16 protein-coding genes are annotated in these 17,336 nt (G+C 57.9%); 9 read left to right on the top strand and 7 right to left on the bottom strand.

The features are described from left to right. Window positions 1-106: 106 nt before the first annotated feature. Genes HFP57_RS15890 through HFP57_RS15880 form a run of 3 tightly spaced genes read left to right on the top strand, consistent with a single transcriptional unit; the run spans window position 107 to window position 3,319 of the window. Window positions 107-1,390 (top strand): 3-isopropylmalate dehydratase large subunit, encoded by a 1,284-nt coding sequence (locus tag HFP57_RS15890; RefSeq protein WP_176870697.1) that lies wholly within the window; start codon window positions 107-109, stop codon window positions 1,388-1,390. A gap of 1 nt (window position 1,391) precedes the next feature. After that, entirely contained in the window at window positions 1,392-1,880 is a 489-nt protein-coding gene (locus tag HFP57_RS15885; RefSeq protein ID WP_176870696.1) for a LeuD/DmdB family oxidoreductase small subunit, read from the top strand. A gap of 29 nt (window positions 1,881-1,909) precedes the next feature. Then, window positions 1,910-3,319, top strand: a complete 1,410-nt coding sequence (locus HFP57_RS15880; RefSeq protein ID WP_176870695.1) for an FAD-binding oxidoreductase — start codon at window positions 1,910-1,912, stop codon at window positions 3,317-3,319. A 62-nt stretch (window positions 3,320-3,381) separates the two neighbouring features. On the opposite strand, the gene HFP57_RS15875 is transcribed toward HFP57_RS15880, so the two are convergent. Then, window positions 3,382-4,353, bottom strand: a complete 972-nt coding sequence (locus HFP57_RS15875; protein ID WP_176870694.1) for a phytanoyl-CoA dioxygenase family protein — start codon at window positions 4,351-4,353, stop codon at window positions 3,382-3,384. 337 nt (window positions 4,354-4,690) lie between these two features. Between HFP57_RS15875 and HFP57_RS15870 the strand changes: the two genes are divergently transcribed. Then, a complete protein-coding gene (locus HFP57_RS15870; protein WP_176870693.1) occupies window positions 4,691-5,260 on the top strand; it encodes a flavin reductase family protein in 570 nt (189 codons plus the stop codon). A 59-nt stretch (window positions 5,261-5,319) separates the two neighbouring features. Next, entirely contained in the window at window positions 5,320-6,435 is a 1,116-nt protein-coding gene (gene ribB / locus HFP57_RS15865; RefSeq protein ID WP_176870692.1) for a 3,4-dihydroxy-2-butanone-4-phosphate synthase, read from the top strand. Between the two features lie 72 nt (window positions 6,436-6,507). Here the strand turns inward: ribB and HFP57_RS15860 are convergent, their stop codons facing one another. Next, the gene (locus tag HFP57_RS15860) at window positions 6,508-7,488 is read right to left on the bottom strand and encodes a 3-hydroxyacyl-CoA dehydrogenase (RefSeq protein ID WP_176870691.1); all 981 of its coding nucleotides are present in this window, start codon (window positions 7,486-7,488) and stop codon (window positions 6,508-6,510) included. Between the two features lie 289 nt (window positions 7,489-7,777). Here HFP57_RS15860 and HFP57_RS15855 point away from each other — a divergent pair, with 289 nt between their 5' ends. Continuing rightward, on the top strand, window positions 7,778-8,839 hold the full coding sequence (locus HFP57_RS15855; RefSeq protein ID WP_176870690.1) for an SMP-30/gluconolactonase/LRE family protein: 1,062 nt from the start codon (window positions 7,778-7,780) through the stop codon (window positions 8,837-8,839). Window positions 8,840-8,923: 84 nt separating this feature from the next. On the opposite strand, the gene HFP57_RS15850 is transcribed toward HFP57_RS15855, so the two are convergent. The 3 genes from HFP57_RS15850 to HFP57_RS15840 all read right to left on the bottom strand — a co-directional run bounded on the left by HFP57_RS15850 (window position 8,924) and on the right by HFP57_RS15840 (window position 12,008). Further along, complete coding sequence (locus tag HFP57_RS15850) at window positions 8,924-9,841, bottom strand: alpha/beta fold hydrolase (RefSeq protein ID WP_176870689.1); 918 nt, start codon at window positions 9,839-9,841, stop codon at window positions 8,924-8,926. A gap of 175 nt (window positions 9,842-10,016) precedes the next feature. Continuing rightward, window positions 10,017-11,441 (bottom strand): MmgE/PrpD family protein, encoded by a 1,425-nt coding sequence (locus HFP57_RS15845; protein WP_176870688.1) that lies wholly within the window; start codon window positions 11,439-11,441, stop codon window positions 10,017-10,019. 162 nt (window positions 11,442-11,603) lie between these two features. After that, on the bottom strand, window positions 11,604-12,008 hold the full coding sequence (locus HFP57_RS15840) for a GlcG/HbpS family heme-binding protein (protein WP_176870687.1): 405 nt from the start codon (window positions 12,006-12,008) through the stop codon (window positions 11,604-11,606). 417 nt (window positions 12,009-12,425) lie between these two features. Here HFP57_RS15840 and HFP57_RS15835 point away from each other — a divergent pair, with 417 nt between their 5' ends. Further along, the gene (locus HFP57_RS15835; RefSeq protein ID WP_176870686.1) at window positions 12,426-13,355 is read left to right on the top strand and encodes a helix-turn-helix domain-containing protein; all 930 of its coding nucleotides are present in this window, start codon (window positions 12,426-12,428) and stop codon (window positions 13,353-13,355) included. A 49-nt stretch (window positions 13,356-13,404) separates the two neighbouring features. Here HFP57_RS15835 and HFP57_RS15830 read toward each other — a convergent pair whose 3' ends face one another. Beyond that, on the bottom strand, window positions 13,405-14,388 hold the full coding sequence (locus HFP57_RS15830; protein ID WP_176870685.1) for an ornithine cyclodeaminase family protein: 984 nt from the start codon (window positions 14,386-14,388) through the stop codon (window positions 13,405-13,407). A gap of 73 nt (window positions 14,389-14,461) precedes the next feature. Here HFP57_RS15830 and HFP57_RS18215 point away from each other — a divergent pair, with 73 nt between their 5' ends. After that, a complete protein-coding gene (locus HFP57_RS18215; protein ID WP_343045235.1) occupies window positions 14,462-14,902 on the top strand; it encodes a 2-hydroxymuconate tautomerase in 441 nt (146 codons plus the stop codon). 22 nt (window positions 14,903-14,924) lie between these two features. Here the strand turns inward: HFP57_RS18215 and HFP57_RS15820 are convergent, their stop codons facing one another. Further along, on the bottom strand, window positions 14,925-15,917 hold the full coding sequence (locus HFP57_RS15820; protein WP_176870684.1) for a phytanoyl-CoA dioxygenase family protein: 993 nt from the start codon (window positions 15,915-15,917) through the stop codon (window positions 14,925-14,927). A gap of 123 nt (window positions 15,918-16,040) precedes the next feature. Between HFP57_RS15820 and HFP57_RS15815 the strand changes: the two genes are divergently transcribed. After that, window positions 16,041-17,024 (top strand): LysR family transcriptional regulator, encoded by a 984-nt coding sequence (locus tag HFP57_RS15815; protein WP_176870683.1) that lies wholly within the window; start codon window positions 16,041-16,043, stop codon window positions 17,022-17,024. The last annotated feature ends 312 nt before the right edge of the window (window positions 17,025-17,336 follow it).

Here is a 17,336-nt window from a genome sequence, read left to right as displayed (position 1 = left end):
ACATTGCCGTCGCGGCTTCAGGGGCGATCTCATCTGTCATCGAGGCCATTACCGACGAGGTGAACCGGTGAAAAACCGCCTAAATCCATGGCAGGATCGTTGATCGATGGCGAAACCCGCCACAATCGCGCAGAAGATTATCGCCCGTGCCGCCGGCGTTTCTTTTGTTACAACCGGTGAGATCGTCACCGCCAAGGTCGATCTCGCCTTTGCTCACGACAGTTCGGGTCCGCGTCGCTGGGCGCCACAGCTGGAACGTCTGGGCGTCGGCCTCTGGGATCCAGCAAAAGTAGCGATTGTTACCGATCACTACGTGCCGGCCACGGATGCCGACAGCGCGGCTATCTTAAAGATCGCGCGTGAATTCGCGGCGACGCACGACGTCAAATCCTTTTTCGACATGGTTGGCATTTGCCATCTCGTGCTGCCCGAGCGTGGGTTGATCCGGCCGGGCGCATTCGTCGCAGGCGGCGACAGCCATTCCCCGACCGGTGGCGCTTTCGGCGCATATGTCGCCGGCTATGGCGCAACCGACATGATCGGTATCGTCGCGACGGGTGAAACCTGGCTCGCAGTGCCGGAAACCATTCGCATCGAACTGGAAGGCGATCTTCCCAACGGCGTTGTCGCGAAGGATCTCATGCTAATGCTGTGCCGCGAGCTTGGAATGGACAATGCTTTCCGGGCTTTCGAATTTGCCGGCTCGACCGTTGCGGCGATGGAGATGCACGAACGGATGGTGCTATCGAACATGGCGACCGAACTGGGTGGCGAAGTCGGGATCATCGCGCCGGACGATGTGACGTTCGCGTTTTTGCGCGAACGCGATGCGCCGGTGGAAGATGAAGACGCGGCCCGGGCACTCGCCTCCGATCCGGACGCACTATGTGAAGCGGTGCACCGTTTCGATGCGACAGCATTATCTCCGCAAGTTGCCGCCCCGCATTCTCCCGAAAACACCAGAGATGTCGGTGAATTCGCCGATGTGCGGATCGATCAGGCCTATATCGGCGCCTGTGTCGGCGCGAAACTGAGCGACCTACATATGGTCGCGCAGGTGCTCAAGGGACGTCAGGTCGCAAGTGGCGTACGCCTGCTGATCGCGCCCGCATCGCTAGAAACGATGAACCGGGCTGCAAGCGACGGCACTCTGGAAACACTGACGGACGCGGGCGCCCTGATCATGCCGACCGGTTGTGGTGCCTGCGCCGGCATGGGTGCGGGTGTCCTGGCCGATGGCGAGACCTGCATCTCGAGCACCAACCGGAATTTTCAGGGTCGCATGGGCCATAGCGGCGCGAACGTCTATCTCGGTTCCCCCTATACGACTGCGGCGACCGCCGTGGCGGGACGGATTGCCGATCCGCGGACCATCTTAGAGCAGATCTAGGATGGGCCGCGCATTCATATTCGGCGACGGCATCAACACCGATGTCTTGGCCCCCGGCAGCCTTATGAAACTCCCTCCGGAAGAACTCGCCCAGCATTGCCTGGAAGCGATCGATCCGCAATTCGCCAAAGAGGTCAGGCCTGGCGATTTCGTATTCGCGGGGCGCAACTTCGGTCAGGGTTCGTCGCGCGAGCAGGCGGTGGTTTCGCTCAAACTGCTGGGTGTTTCCGCGGTTCTGGCGACCTCATTTGCGCGGATTTTCTACCGCAACGCGATGAATCTCGGTCTTCCGGCAGTCAAGTTTGATGCGGTTGCTGAAATAAAAAAAGGCAACGAGATCGACATCGATCTTGTTACCGGCTCACTCGCGAACCGGGATACCGGCAAGACATACGCGATCAAGCCTCTACCCTCTCATCTCATGGAGATGGTCGAGGCCGGCGGCCTTATTCCTTATCTGGACCAGCGCTTGAACGCGCGCGCCTTCTGATCAGGATGGCCGAGTCATCGAGCGGTTCCATGTCGTCAAGCAATGGGCTGGAGCACGACCTGCGCGCCCTGTTGGAAGAAAGTGCAGTGGTTACCGCCGAGCGCGACCACTACCAAAAGGGCTATCGCTACGGCGAAGGGCGCACGGCGGCGATCGTCCGGCCATCAACCACCAGCCAAGTCCGCGAAATCGTGCGCTATTGCCATGCTCAGCAATTGGCGATCCTGCCGCAGGGCGCCCATACGGGGCTCGTCGGCGCCGCCACCCCGAGGCCCGAGGCAGACGAGCTTCTCCTCAGTCTCGAGCGCCTGAACATGGTGTCCGACTATGCTCCGTTGGACCGCACGATTACTTGCGGCGCCGGCACCTTGTTAAGCACTGTAAACGAGTATGCGCGCGATGACGGACTCTTCTTTCCGATCGATCTCAGCGCCGATCCGTCGATCGGCGGAATGGTTGCAACCAATACCGGCGGCGCAAAGCTGTTTCGCTATGGCGATGTCCGCAAAAACCTGCTGGGGCTCGAAATTGTCCTGGTAGACGAGGACGCCACGCTTTGGACCGATCTTGACGGCCTGCGCAAGGACAATACCGGGCTAGACCTCAAGCAGATGTTTGTTGGAAGCGGTGGTAAATTTGCCATCATAACGGCTGCGACACTCAACCTTCACCCCGTGCCGCGGCAATCGTCTTCGGCCCTGTTGGTACCGAAATCTCTCTCTGATGCGCCGCAGATCATATCGCGGCTTGAAAATCAGTTGGGAGAGCTGATCGTCGCTTGTGAGGGCATGTCTGGAGACGCCATGGCGGTTGCACTTCGCCATCATCCTGCGCTGCAAAATCCATTCGGCCCGACAGCGCCGCCATCCTTCGCCATGCTGGTCGAAGCGGCCAGCAGCGTGCCACCGGGAAACGGTCTCGAAATCGAAACGCTACTCGCCGACTCGCTCTGGCCGATGATGGAAGGTACCGACGCGTGCTTGGACGATGCATTGCTGACCGGAAGCGGTGACTTCTGGGCGATACGACATGCGATAAGCGACGGTTTGAAACGGCAAGGCCGGGTCCTGGCGTTCGATATTTCCACAAGGCGATCATCACTGCCAGCGCTGATTGATCGACTGACAGCGCTCACCGCCGATATCGCGCCCAACGCTCTGCCCTGCCATTTCGGCCATTTTGGCGATGGCGGCGTGCATTTCAATCTGGTGCTCTCCAGCAATCGACCATTCAATGAGGAGCATTTGCGCGAAGAGGTCTACGCGATCCTGGTTGGCGAATTTAGCGGCAGTATCAGCGCAGAACACGGCATAGGACCGTTCAACCAAACCTATTATGATCGGCACGTGCCAGCGTGGAAACGCAACGCGGCTCTCGAGCTTCAGCGAATGTTCGATCCTGCGAGCCTGCTGGACCGGTCAAACGGATACGCCGCCTAGATCAGAGGCGATGGTCGCCCCAGATTGTTAAACGGCTGCAAATCGGATCGGACGTGTGGCAATCAGGTTTGCGGCACTTTATCCTGCTCGCCCAGCTTTCCAGCTTTCTCCAGTTCCTTCATTTTGTCGAACCGGCGTCGTGATTCCTCTTTCAACCTCCTCACCGCCTCTTTCGACCATTCCGTTGCGAAGCCCCGTGGATATCGGCTGGCATCGTCGCGCCTTCCATCCTCGGACCAAAGCAGCGGGAAATGGGAGCCCATCGGTTTTTCGCCCGGGATCATTTCGTCGAAGCTGACCCCGGCCAGATTGTTGGCATCTGGACGAGGATCCCAGCGGATATCGTCACCGAATACCCGTGCCGATACAGCGATGCGCCAGTCATCGGTTGGATTGCCCCCCGAATAGTGCAATGTCCAAGGATGAACGACCAGCATGTCGCCACGGTTCATCTCCCAGGAAAGGAACGTATAGTTCGGGTCGCCGCGATGCGGCTCCATATCCGGGTGGGTCGGGCGATCGTCAGGTTTGATCATTTGCTGCGCATTGCGCGAGAATATCCAGTGTTTGGCGCCGTAAGTCTTGTGCGAGCCAGCCACCACTTCAAGCGAATTGGATTTTACAATTGGTGTCAGCGGGATCCACAATGAGGGAACCATGCCACCCGTAACAGGCCATCCCATGCGGTCATTATGCCACATGGTCACGCGATCAGTTTTCGGCGGCTTGGCAAAAACCTCTTCGAAGAAATACCGAATTTCCTTTGATCGCAGCAATTTACCGCTAACTTCTCCCAAAGGAGAATCGAAAACGAAGCGCCGAAACTCCGGAATGACGTGCGACAGATATTTGCTGGGCGAATGCGGCAATAGACCGAAATCCTCTTCGTCGATCTTCATCCGGCGGACGAAAGGTTCGAGCAGATCCATCCAGTCAGTATCGAACACATCGCGCAGCACCACAGCACCGTCGCGTTCGTAGTTATCGATATCTTCCTGCGTGACATCGCGTAACGGGGAGCGATTGAAAGCCATCGGGAACTCTCCGGTTTAGGTATTTTCTACCCTACATACTTATCGATATCGATCGCCTGGACCATCAACAAACTCTGCGTTGGTCGCACGATGGATATTGGCTTTCAACGAGACCAGCGCCGTTGCTGGGAAAACGGGCAGGCAAAAACCTCCCGCAACCGATGGCAACGCAACTCATCTTCTACCGCACAGCGAATACAATCCGCCCGAGACGCTGCCTTCACAACGCGGAAGAGCTATCCGCTTTCCGCCGGAAACAGGGGGTTTCACCCGTTTCCCGCGCAGTACATGGCCGGGAGAACTGACGTGATTCCCCAAGCGGGACGCACAAATATCGATGCACATCGTGGCACTACGGCGGCAAACCGCCGTTCAGTCTGGACTGCGTGCTGAGGTGACGAGCCAATGTCAGAATACGATTGCCGAGATCGATCCGGATCATTTCCGTACGGTACTCGGCCACTATCCGACCGGCGTTTGCGTGGTCACGGGACGCAACGAAGACGGCATGGCGGCGGGCTTGGTTGTCGGAAGCTTCACGTCCGTGTCGCTTGACCCTCCGCTGGTCGCCTTCTTCCCCGACAAGAAATCCAGAAGCTGGCCCAAGGTCCGAGATTGCGGCCATTTTTGCGTGAATGTCCTGGCCGAAGACCAGTATGATCTGTGTGAAGGATTTGCGAGCAAATGTGGCGACAAATTTGCTGGCGTCGCACACCGAATCTCCGAACGTGGCATGCCGGTGCTTGACGATGTGCTGGCCTATATAGAATGCACGATCGAGGATGAGATCGACACCGGAGATCACACCATTGTACTGGGTCGGGTCGAAGAATTACAGACTGAGCGCGACGCCGCCCCATTATTGTTCTTCAAAGGCGCATTCGGAAAGTTCTCGGCCGCCGGCTGATGGGGTCTCCCGCCGCCTGCCTGCGCGCGCAAACGCGATGTCCCTGCCCAAGGATATTCATGAGCGACTTGGCTACAACTGACGAGATAATCGACGAAGCGAGTAACGGGCGCCCCTTCATTCTTGTCGACGCGGACGATCGCGAGAAGGAAGGGGACATCATCGTCCCGGCCCAATTCGCCACGCCCGAGCGGATCGCGCAGATGGCGACCCATGCACGCGGCCTTATCTGCCTTGCGATCACCGAGACGCGGGCTAGGGAGTTGGAACTCTCGCAAATGGGGAGCGGCAACCAATCTCGTCATAGAACTGCCTTCACCATTTCGATTGAAGCGCGCGAGGGCGTAACGACGGGAGTTTCCGCAAAGGATCGGGCGCGCACGATTGCGGCAGCGATCAACTCGCAGTCAGGGCCGCGTGACATCCACAGCCCCGGCCATGTATTTCCGCTGGTTGCGCGCGATGGCGGTGTGCTCGTGCGGCCTGGGCATACCGAAGCGGCAGTTGATATCTCGCGACTGGCGGGCCTGTTTCCAGCCGGTGTAATCTGCGAGATCATGAAGGATGACGGCACCATGGCGCGGCTGCCCGACCTCGTCCCCTATGCCAAGAAACACGGAATGAAGATCGGAACCATAGCCAATTTGATCGAGTGGCGACGGCGTAACGAAAGGCTAGTCGAATGCATCACTATAGCACCTTTTGAAAGCCATTATGGCAGCGATTTCAAGCTGCATGTCTATCGTGATCTGACCGACCAAGGTGAACATATAGCGCTTGTGAGAGGCAAGATTTCGGCCGATCGCGAAGCGCTGGTGCGGGTCCACCGATTCGATATGGCAACCGACCTGCTCGGCTATCGCAATGCGCATCCAAATTGTTTGCAGCAGGCGCTTGCGGCACTTGCAGAGCATGATGGCCCGGCGGTCGGCGTATTTGTGCACAATCCGGACGCGCGTTCGATCTCTCGTCGCGCAACTAACACACAGATGGACAATGCACGGCAGAATAGCGGTCGCGATTACGGGATCGGGGCGCAGATATTGCGAGATACCGGGATCCGCAAGATGCGCCTGTTAACTTCGAACACGGACAAGATGGCGGCGCTCGAAGGCTTCGGTCTTGAAGTGACGGGGTTCACTCCGATTGTCCAAGGCGATGCGAAAGCCGGCTAGTCGAGCCTCGCTGTCGAAGGGACAAACTGCGGACGGGCCAACCATCGATATCGGCCCGCCGGAAGTCGCCGATCAGCGGCCGCTCTGCGAGGATTTATTCCGAGAATGAGAAGCGGATTTCCGTTTATGCCGGAGGAGCGACATCAGTTTTCGATCGCGATCCAGACTGCGCTCGGCGATTGAACCAGTATAGCCAGTATCGCGCAACTCGCTTTCCGCCCGCTTCACAGCCTCCGAAGGCCAAGGCTTCGGATCGCTGCGCGATTGGGCCACGCGAAAATACAATTCACTGAGCCGTTCAGCATAATCGGCAATTCCACCGGGCGCGTTGAGATCGATCGTTTCGAACGGCCCCATGAACGACCAACGCAAGCCCAGCCCGTCACTCACGGTCCTGTCTATGTCGGCTGCGGTCGCGTATCCATCCGCAAACAACGCCCATGCTTCATTGAGAAGGGCGCCCTGCAAGCGGTTGAGAATGAAGCCCTCAATCTCTCGCCGGACAACCACCGGCTTCTGCCCGATACGCTCCATAAAGTCTCGAATGACCGGGATTGCTTCGGGGTCGGACCAGGGCGCCGGCACAATCTCGACAACCGGGATGAGGTGCGGCGGGTTGACCGGATGAACCACCAGAAATCGCGATCTGTTGGTGAGATCTTCGGTAATCTGCGAAGCGGGAATCCCCGAACTCGAACTACCGACAAGGATATCCGCCGACGTCACCTCGTCGATCTGCCGGGCAACAGTTCGCTTGGCTTCGATCGTCTCGAATACTGATTCCTGCACATAGTCGACCCCGTCGACAACCTCAGCGATACTATCGCAAAGCTCGACGCGATCCGTCGCGCATTGTGTGCCTTCGACTAAACCATTGTCCCGCATCATCTCGAGATTGGCGCCAATGCTCGCAACCGCGTGGTCCAGTCGTTGAGGCTCCTGGTCGAACATCCTGACATGCAGTCCGGCCCGACAGAAAACCGTGGCCCAACCTATCCCGATCAACCCCGAGCCGATCACTGCGACGGTCTGAAAATTTTCGGCTTGTTTCATTCCGCGATCCAGTTTCCATCCTTTAGTGAAACAAGGCTCGCGGGTGGCGGAGAAGATCTCAGAGGCCTGCCCAGCAAGCTTTGAAAAGCATAGGATATCGCAGCAGCATCGGCTGCGCCGTTTGCTGCTGCTATTCGCCAGTCGAGAATTTTCTGAGACGGTTGCAGCCCCGTAAAGTCCTATTGCTATGTCAAAGCGAATTCGACGGTCCTTCGAACCTTGTTTCGGCAAACCGGAGCGGAGTCAGCGAAGGAAATCGAGCGGCGGACAGTTACCTGGAAGGCCCTGAATGTTTGACCATAGTCTGGCCAAGATCTTGTTACGCCTATGCGCGATCTCACTGATGGCGATCGCGCTGGCGGGAGCGACACATCGCCTGGCCCCGTGCTCGGAAGGACTTTTCTGCGATTTCGAGCGACCGGAAGATATCTCTCGTTTACCCGGCAGCGATTGGGCGCTGGTCAGCCAGCATGGCGACGAAGGGTTACAATGGGTGAATCTGGAGGATGGATCGCGCCATGGAGTCGACCTTTCCCCCGATGAACGCGAAACAATGATGGGCTCGGCAGACTGTAATGAGCCGCCAACCAGCATTGCGGCGCGCGGCAACACTGTCGGTCGCGTCCGAGGCAAGGAGATTGCTGCAGTCATCAATGGTAGCGATGGCGAGAGCAGAATAGAGTTTTTCGCCATAGAACGCGGATCGCATCCGGTCGCGCGATGGACCGGATGCACACAGGTGCCGAACCGCTATCTACTCAACGATCTCGCCATCGCGTCAAACGGGACAATCTACGCATCTCACATGTACGACCGACCGAACGACGAAGCCGGATTTGCCGAGGTCCTCCGCATGTTCCGGGCTGCAGAACCTACCGGCTTCGTCGTTCATTGGACTGCAGAGGATGGGTGGAGTGAAGTCTCCGGAACCGTGATGTCATTTCCCAACGGCGTCGCGATTTCCCCGAACGGCGACCGCTTGGCGATAGGCGGGACGTTTGAACAGGCGCTGATGATCGTCGCATTGCCCAGTGGGAATGCGACGCAAATCCCTTTGCCGCTGCAACCTGACAATGTGACCGCCCTGGCCGACGGGCGCTTTCTGGTGACCGGCCATACAGGCGAACCGGTAACCGGCGTTGACGGATGCCGACCAAGAGATGCGATACCCTGCGGTTTCCCTTTCGCCGTCGCGCAAATCGGCATCGGGCAAAGGGTTGAGATCATCTACGAACATGACGGAAGCGAAATTCCCGGCGCATCGGTAGCGATTCCATGGCAGGACGGCCTCATTCTGGGCAGCGCCTATGGTGACCGGCTGACCTTCGTGTCGGAGATGTCGCCGCGCTAGACGGACCTGCGAGCCAATCCCGTTCTGCCTAATTTGGCTGGGGCCGGTCTAGTCCCTGGCGGAGTCCGGCGCGAGTAAGGATACTCAGATGCGTTTCGTGATCGATGCATGAACCACTTGGTCGAGAAACTCCCGGACGATCTGCAGGCTCTCGTCCGATTTTTCCAAAGGGATCATGTGCGAGCCGCCCGTAATGATTTTCATCCACTTCAAGTCCGCGCCGATCGCGTCATAGGCTTGGCGGCCGCTTTCCACCGTCAGAAGATGATTGTCCCGGCCCCAGATCAGCAGCGTCGGAGCCCGGATCGCGACGAAATCATCAAGCCGCTTTTCCGGGCTATAGGCCGCACAGCCTTTTTCCAATCGGAGGCGATCTCCGAGCATGCCGGGTCGGTTCGCCTGGTCGGTCAAGCGTCGTATTAAAGCGCGCGTGGCTCGTGCCTTGTCAGTGAGGTTGGCCCGTATCGTCCAACCCATATGCCAACCGGGTTGATGGTTCACCAGCAACCGGTCGCGTATCCAGATCGACAGTGCATAGGATGGCGTCGGGCGCACCGATTTGCGGACATAGGGGAAGTTGATCAGGACGACGCCGGAAACACGTTCCGGATGATGGGCGGCAATCCGCCCAGCGGTCGTGCCACCGCTGGAAGCGCCAACCACAATATAATTCCCGAGCCCGATCTTTTCCGCAAATGCCGCAACAAGGTCAGCCTCCCGCTCGTAGCCGAAAGTTTCGAAGGGATCTCTGCCGGTCAGCCCATAACAGGCCCGATCGAGCCGGACCACGCGATGATCCCTGATCAGATTTGCAGCCCAGCCATCCCAGACGCCGAGATCGAGATAAGAACCATGGAGAAGAAGCAATCCCGGCCCCTCACCCTCGTCCAGATAATGGATATGAACGCCGTCGACGTTGATAAATCGCGAATTGCCGTGTGAATGGCGGGCAATGACTTTCGCATCTTCCTTGGCGAGCCAATTTGCGCGCGCCGCCAGCACGTAGAGCGCCGCTGCGAGAATGAGTACCGAAACGGCGATCGCAAATATGTAGGCCAATCCCCTTGCTCCTCCGCTACATCGGTCCGTGGGGATCCCCGTATCCGAAACGTCGCGTCGGAGATCATTCGATCAAGTTAAACTGTTCGAACAGCGGCAAGCCACGGGCGGCTCCGGCTCAGCCGTCGGCAGCGGCTGCGATCTCACCGATCAGGCCGCCCGCGCTGGTACTGTCGTCGAGAGCCCATACCGCAGACAGGATACGCTCGATCCGCGCTTCGGACAGCTTGCCCCGCGCTGCGTCGCGGAAGGCGTCAGACAGATCATCGTCGCTGAAAGGGTTCGTACCCGAACCGCGGAAAGCCGGAACGTCGGCCCGCTCGATCGTGCCGTCAACGAAATGGATCTTCGCAGTCGCCGACGCCATCGTCTTCATGGCTGGATCGTCGACGAATTCGACGCGTTCGCGCAGCGCACGCACCTCGTCGTCCACGACCAAATCCGCAAATGTGCAGTCGAAACTGAAAGCATCGCGCAACCATGCGGCCGCGATCCGCGACTGCGGGTCCGAATTGAAGACCAGCGGGTCGTGGATCTTCGGATGCCGCGCATATTTGCGTTCGACGCCGGTTGCCGTTCGCTGGTTGACCCTTACTACGATGCGATCAACTGTCGGGAGCTGCGTCGGATCGGTAAGGCGATCACGCAAGAGGCGCAACGCGGCAAGGGACGCCTGCGCATATGTATCCCCCGAATAGGGCTGGAAGAGCACATCGGTCGTGCGCCATTTCGTTCCCAGCAAGGTCAGCTGATCCATCAGCGCAGCGCGCGGCTTTCCGGTGTAGGCACGGAAGGCACCGAAATCGCCGTCGATCGCACACTCGGGCGCCTCGAAACCCGCCTGTGCCGCGCGTAGTGCGGCGAGGCCGGACTGCATGGCGCTTGCCGTCAAATAACCTGCGCTGGAAGTGCCGCCCATCTCCCACATGCCGATCCCGCTCATCGCAGCCATACCGAGCGCGTGCGTCGCGACGGGGGTCGGCACGCTATCGAGCACACATCCGGCCGCGACCGAGCCCAACGGCGCCAACACCGATAACGTCGCAAAACCGCGCTCGTGCAGCATTTCCGGCGCTGATGCGAGCGCAACCGCGATCTGCAGCTCGATGCCAGCCACGATCGCGCTGAGCAGAGTCCGGCCAGACACTGGCCTGCCTTCGAGCTCGCGCCGTTCGGCGAGCGCGAGCGCAGCGGTGACCGCCGGGCCGCCTGGGTGCGTCCCGCTGGTCATCTCCAAATCGTCGAGCAGCAGCAGTGTCCATAATTGCTGGTTGCACAACGCAGCAGCATCCTCAGGCAGCCGGGCATCGGAAAACATTACGCCGGTCGTGGCGCTGATCCCGGCCGACCGGGCGGACTCGGACGCCAGAAGAGCCGCCGGCAGCGGTCCGCCGACGGCCCGCACGACCGCACGCAGCCCGTTAAGCAGAATACGCACTGCCGCATGCCGGGCCTCCGCCGGAACTTCGTCCCGAACCGTCTCAAGAAATGCCGCAATGGTCGGGGCAGCAGTCAGCTCATCTGTTGGATCGCCCGTGGTCATCAGCTTCGTTCCTTCGATAGATCGTCGGGCGGTGTTCAGGATATCGAAGCAATACACCGCAACGTCGATAGCCTCGACGAGGTTCTTCGGAACGAGCCCGGTGCGACTGCTCCACCGGCTCGGTCGCGCGCAAATCGGGGGCAGTATACCAGTAGACTTGATCTATAGGACGTCGATACCCGCTTGAGCAGCCAGTTCATCATTGTCCGGAAAATCGCCGCTAATACCAATCGCTCCCACGATCTCATCCTCGTCATCCAAAATCACCAAACCGCCAGCCGAAGCCGCCATTTTCCCCTCCGTTATAGCATTCAGGCTTGCAGCAAAATGCGGTCGATCGTCGGCCATTGTCTGATAGTTTCGTGAAGAACTAGCCAGAGAAAGCGCCGTCCACGCTTTCGCGTGCGCTACATCGAACCGCAGCAATGTCGCTCCGTTTTCGCGCGCAAATGCCACGGGATGGCCACCGGTATCGACAACGATTATCGCCAGTGGCTTCATGTTCGATGTTCTCGCGAATTTGATGGCCGCAGAAATCGCCTTCTGTGCTTGATTCAATGCAATCATTGAACTTCCCAATCGTTTCGCTGCGCATACAAACGGACGGCCGGGATGGTATGCCCTCGGTCCATTATTCTCATCTACCGACTGTTTTCAGGAGCGGCACAGAGCAGCCAAATGTGCGACCGTTGCCGGCGTTGGAATTCGAAGGTTCCGAACCAGTTCAATTCAATTGCCGATGTCTGAACATTCAGAAAAGTTATATCCTTATTCTCATGACGAAATTGGCAATCTGATTTCTTTGTCCGAGTATCTCGGGTCGATGGTCGAGTGAGGCCGGCACGATCAAGGAACGCGCTGGATCGGGAGCAAGACAGCACTCGAAGAAGACGCTGTTAAATGTACAGCTGAGGACTGGGGTAGCGATGGAGGAGGAGAAGTCAGACGGGTGAGTTCAGCCGTCAAGCGACAAGCAGAAATTGCATGGAAGAAACGAAAACCTCACCGATTCCAATCCGGGCGATAACGCGCGGCTTGGAAGTTCTACGCATCATCAGCTTTGGTGGCTCCATGAACATGGCGGAAATCGCCAGATCTTCCAGACTTCCCTATCCCACCGTATGCCGCATTGTTAATACGCTGGTTTCCGATGGATATGTGGAGCGGGAACCTGCCCGAAAACGATTTCGGGTAACCGGCCTGGTGCAATCGCTTTCCCACGGATTCCAGAATGACAGTCGCCTGGTGGAGGTTTCCCGCAGTCACCTTGTCCGACTGACCAAGACACTTGAATGGCCGATGATCGTCGCAACGCGGCTTGGCAGTTCCATGATCGTACGCGACGGCACTCACGAACTGACCTCACTGACGCTCAGTCACTATTATCCCGGTTTCACATTCCCAATTCTTGATTCGGCTTCGGGCCGCGCCTATCTGGCCTACTGTTCACCCGAGGAGCGCGAGGCCTGTCTGAGGGGCATTGAAGTCGTCGAGGGGAGCGATTGTAAACATGCAATCAATCTGGCGCGGAAACACGGCGACCTCGAAAAGATACGTCAGGATGGGTTCGCCACCCGCGATCGGAACTCATTCACGTCGCCGCCTGGTAAAAACTCGTCAATCGCAGCTCCGATCTTCAATGGATCTGAAGTCTGCGGGGCTTTGGCACTCGTCTTCTTCGCTACTGCCATGCCGATGAAAGCGGCGATTGAGCGCTATGCATCCGAAATCAAGGAAGGCGCTAAAGCGATCAGCAAGGAGTTGAGATCGGAAAAGAATGGCGGCGCCTCTCTTGATCGCCCGCTATCTGTCGGACGCGATACCTTCGGCTTGAATCGTTCGCGCGCGCAACACGAAGCAATGGCGCGCGCTCCGCGCCAGCCGACAACTGTCCGCATTGGTCAAACCGGATAAAGACGCTCGCAAGCTCCGCCGTTGGCGGTAGCGAAGAGACAATGACCGGCTAAACACCCCAAGCGACGTCGATACCGTAGTCCTCATCTCGCGCACCTTCAAACACCCTATAGGCTACTGCCAGGTCCTGCGCGGCAATGCCGAGTGCCTTGAACGCCGTGATGTCGGCATCGGAGATACGGCCTTCTGCTTGCCCATTGATGACGTCGCCGATCTCGCCGGCAATATGCTCTTCGCCTACCACGCCCTGCTCGATGGCATCGATAAGCTCGCCTGCCGCGGAAAGGGCGGCTTGCCGGTAATCGACATAAAAACGGCTACGTTTCACGGTTTCATCATCTGTCTCTCTCGCCGCAGCCGTTGACGCGCCCATCAGATTGACATGAACACCGTCGGGAAGCGCCAGGCCGGGAAGGATCGGCGTTTTGGCTCCGGTGGTCGTGCAGACGATATCAGCCTCCTCGATGCACTCTTCAACCGAACCGAACGCCCTCGTGGCGACCCCGGTACGCTCTTGCTGGTCATTGACGAAAGCGTTCACGCGATCCGCATTTCTACCCCATACGCATACTTCATCTATCGGCCGGATAGCGGCGATGGCTTCTATGTGCAGCTTTGCCTGATTTCCATTTCCTAGAATAGCGAGTTTCCTGGCGTCTTTGCGGGCAAGCAAATCTGTAGCAAGCGCACTGGCCGCGGCCGCACGTCGCGCGGTCAATTCGGCTCCGTCCAAAATGGCCAGCAGCTGGCCCGAGGAGGAATCGAAAAGGAGATAGGCTCCTATAAGTTGAGGCAGTTGATCGCCGGGTTCGCGATCATATTTGCTCAGCAGTTTAAGGCCGAAGCAGGCAGGGTCCGTCATGGCGCCAGGCATCATCGCCAGTTTTCCTTCCACGCCCGGCACGCCCATGAACTGACGAAGAGGCAATGTCGCCTCCCCGCGTGAGACGGCCGCCATTGCCTGGCGAAGGGCAGCGATACAGTGTGGAAAGGACAGTATTGTAGCGACGCCCTTGCGATCGATTATTCTCATGGTCCCCGTCCGACTGAATAAATTGAAGGTCCGTACGGTTTTTTGATCCGCGAGACCGGATCGACCGATCGATATGGAAACGAGGTGTGCACGAGAGGAATGGTATGCGTCCCGCAGATCGCCAGAACTAATCGGTGGACGATCAAAATGGCGATGCTGGCATGTTTCCCAAACCGGCAACGCTATCCATCTTGCGCGACCGCGGTTCGATATGGGGCGCGGGGACAACCGCCCTTCATTCATGCCGAAGCGCAGCCGGGCTCCCGCGTCGCCAAGTTTGCCGATCGCCATGGCGCGGGACGGACTGGGAAAGGAAACCACGATGCCGATAATACAGATACATCTGCTCGAAGGACGATCGACGGAGCAAAAAATCGAGATGGTCAGACGGGTTACCGACGCCGTCGCCGATTCCCTTGATGAACCCGACACATCGGTGCGTATAATCTTGAATGAAATGGCGCCCGACGGCTTCGCCCATGCTGGCGTACTGGCGTCTCGGAAACCTGGTTAGCCGGCCATAGCGCGCAAAGTCATCAAGAGCCCCTCTGCGCAGACGTCGAATCCAGCAATGGCTCTATGTCGATCTTCGAAGGGCCTGCGGGCTCCCGGTTCACGAATTCCGGCGGATTGAAAGTTTCCTTCAACATCCGATCGCGATCCAGGCTTTTCGGCCAATGCGTTGCGAAACCACGGGGATAGTTCTTTGCGCTGTCGCAGTTCCCGTCTTCAGACCAGATTATCGGCAAAAGCGGGCCATCGGGTTCAAGCCCTTTCATCATTTCGTCAAAAGAAATGCCCGCGAAGTTGTTGGCGTCCGGCCGTGGGTCCCAGCGAATATCGTCCCCAAAGACGCGCATCGATACTGCCAGGCGCCAGCTATCCGTCGGATTCCCGCACGAGTAGTGAAGGCACCAGGGGTGAATTATCAGCATGTCCCCCGGCTGCATGTCCCAACTGAGGAAACGAATACGCGGATCCGACCGCAAAGCTTCGCCATCGGGATGCGTGGGCCGGTCCTTCGGCTGAATCATCCGGCGTGCATTGGCCGAGAAAAGCCAGTAAGGCACGTCGCCGCGATGCGAACCTGCAATACACTCCATCGAGTTAGCCGTCGTGATCGGCGTCAGAGGAATCCAGACGGAAGGAACCATCTGTCCCGAGACCGGCCAACCCATCCGGTCACAATGCCATTTGGTTACCGCATCCGAACGGGGCGGCTTGGCGAAAATCTCATCGAAATAGAAACGGATCCATCGGGATCGCAACGTGTTCCCTACGGCTTCGCCTAACGGCGAATCGAATACGAAGTTCCGGAATTCTTCTATCTTGCGGGCCATGTATCGGCGGGGCGTTGTTGGCAGCAGGCCGAAATCTTCTTTGTCGACGATAATCCGCCTCGCAAAAGGTGCGAGCATTTCCATCCATTCCGGATCAAATACTTCTCGCAGGCAGACCACTCCATCGCGCGCATAGATGTCGGCGTCCTCCTCCGATATAGGGCGAAGGGGGTGTCGATTGAGAGGCATATCGAAGATCGCTCCTGGAGTAGGGCAGGTCAAAACTGCGACTTAGGCAATCAGGAGACCACAAGAAGCGCGCGATGAAAAATGCGAAGTGCGCATAGCGCCATAGGCTGAATGCATTGCGTTGTGCATGTCAGCTATAGTCTGCGGTCCAGCCCCGTCGATTCAGCGTTTGCCAAGCTGCTCGGAGAGGATTTCGATATGGAGTTTCGTCAATTGCGCCATTTCGTGGCGGTCGCGGACGCCGGCAATTTCACAAGGGCGTCCGAAGACGTGTTCGTAAGCCAACCCGCTCTGACGCGCAGTATTCAAAACCTCGAGCATGAAGTGGGTCTATCGCTGCTTGTTCGGAGCCCAAGCGGAGTCGTGCCGACGGAGGAAGGCGAAGAACTGCTCGTAAGAGCGCGCGCGCTCTTGAATGATTGGGCGCGTGCAAAGTCCGATATCACGGCGATCAGGGACCATTCCGATGGTCATTTACGCATCGGAATCGCTGCGCTTTTTACACGAGGGTTGATGGGTTCCGTTTTAAAGGCATTCCTTGCCGAATATCCCAGTTCGACGGTTGACGCCATGCAGGGAGGATATGTTGATCTGCGCCGCGATCTGCTGGAAGGCGGTTTCGATTTTCTCCTTGCTGCAGATCCGCTTCAAGCCGATCAGGACGATGAAAGGCTGACTTTTCGGCCGATGATGGACATGAATGCGGATATACTCGGCTCGAGCGACCATCCACTCTCTGCTCAATCCGATATCTCAGCTACTGATCTCGCCGCATCGAAATGGGCATTCTTTAATCGAAACGCAGAAAGCACAAATAGATATCTCGGGCAGAACGGGATCGTTGTGGAAAGATCAGCGCTTCGATCCAACTCGGTTAATCTCGTGCTGAATCTCGTTAAGTCCGGGGAATTCCTGACGGTGCTGGCGCCCATCATATGTCATGAGGAAATTGCCAATGGAAACGTCGTGGTCGTAAAAAAGCTGGAGCGTGCGCTGAAGCGAAAGATCGGTCTTTACCATCTATCCAATCGTCCATTGCGGCCAGTTGAGGAAGCCTTTCTAGAGATTTTCGAGCGGCTTGTTGGTGATACGCAGCTACCTTCCTGACCCCGACATTGAGTTCGGGAGTTGGCGGGCGGTCCAATTGTTTTCAAACTGATGGGTTGCGGTGAGCTGCTTAGCAACTTTCTTCGCAGCGGGCCGCAGCAGCTGGCGTATCATCGCATGATCGCTGCCGCGGCAGCAGACAAGACCCGATGCGAGCTTCCCCGCCAACTCACTCAGATCTCGTTTCCGACATTTTGCAAATTTATCGCTAGATTTCCCATTCCCATTGGTTCCCGGAGGCCGGTTCTTGCAGAGTATCGGGCGATTGGTTGAAGCGCCTGCAGGTTCAAGAGCTTGGAACGATCTGCCGTC

The sequence above is a fragment of the Parasphingopyxis algicola genome, from assembly GCF_013378075.1.
GTDB classification, from domain to species: Bacteria; Pseudomonadota; Alphaproteobacteria; order Sphingomonadales; family Sphingomonadaceae; genus Parasphingopyxis; species Parasphingopyxis algicola.
Note: the sequence above shows the minus strand (reverse complement) of the source record. Positions and strands in the feature narration are given on the sequence as shown.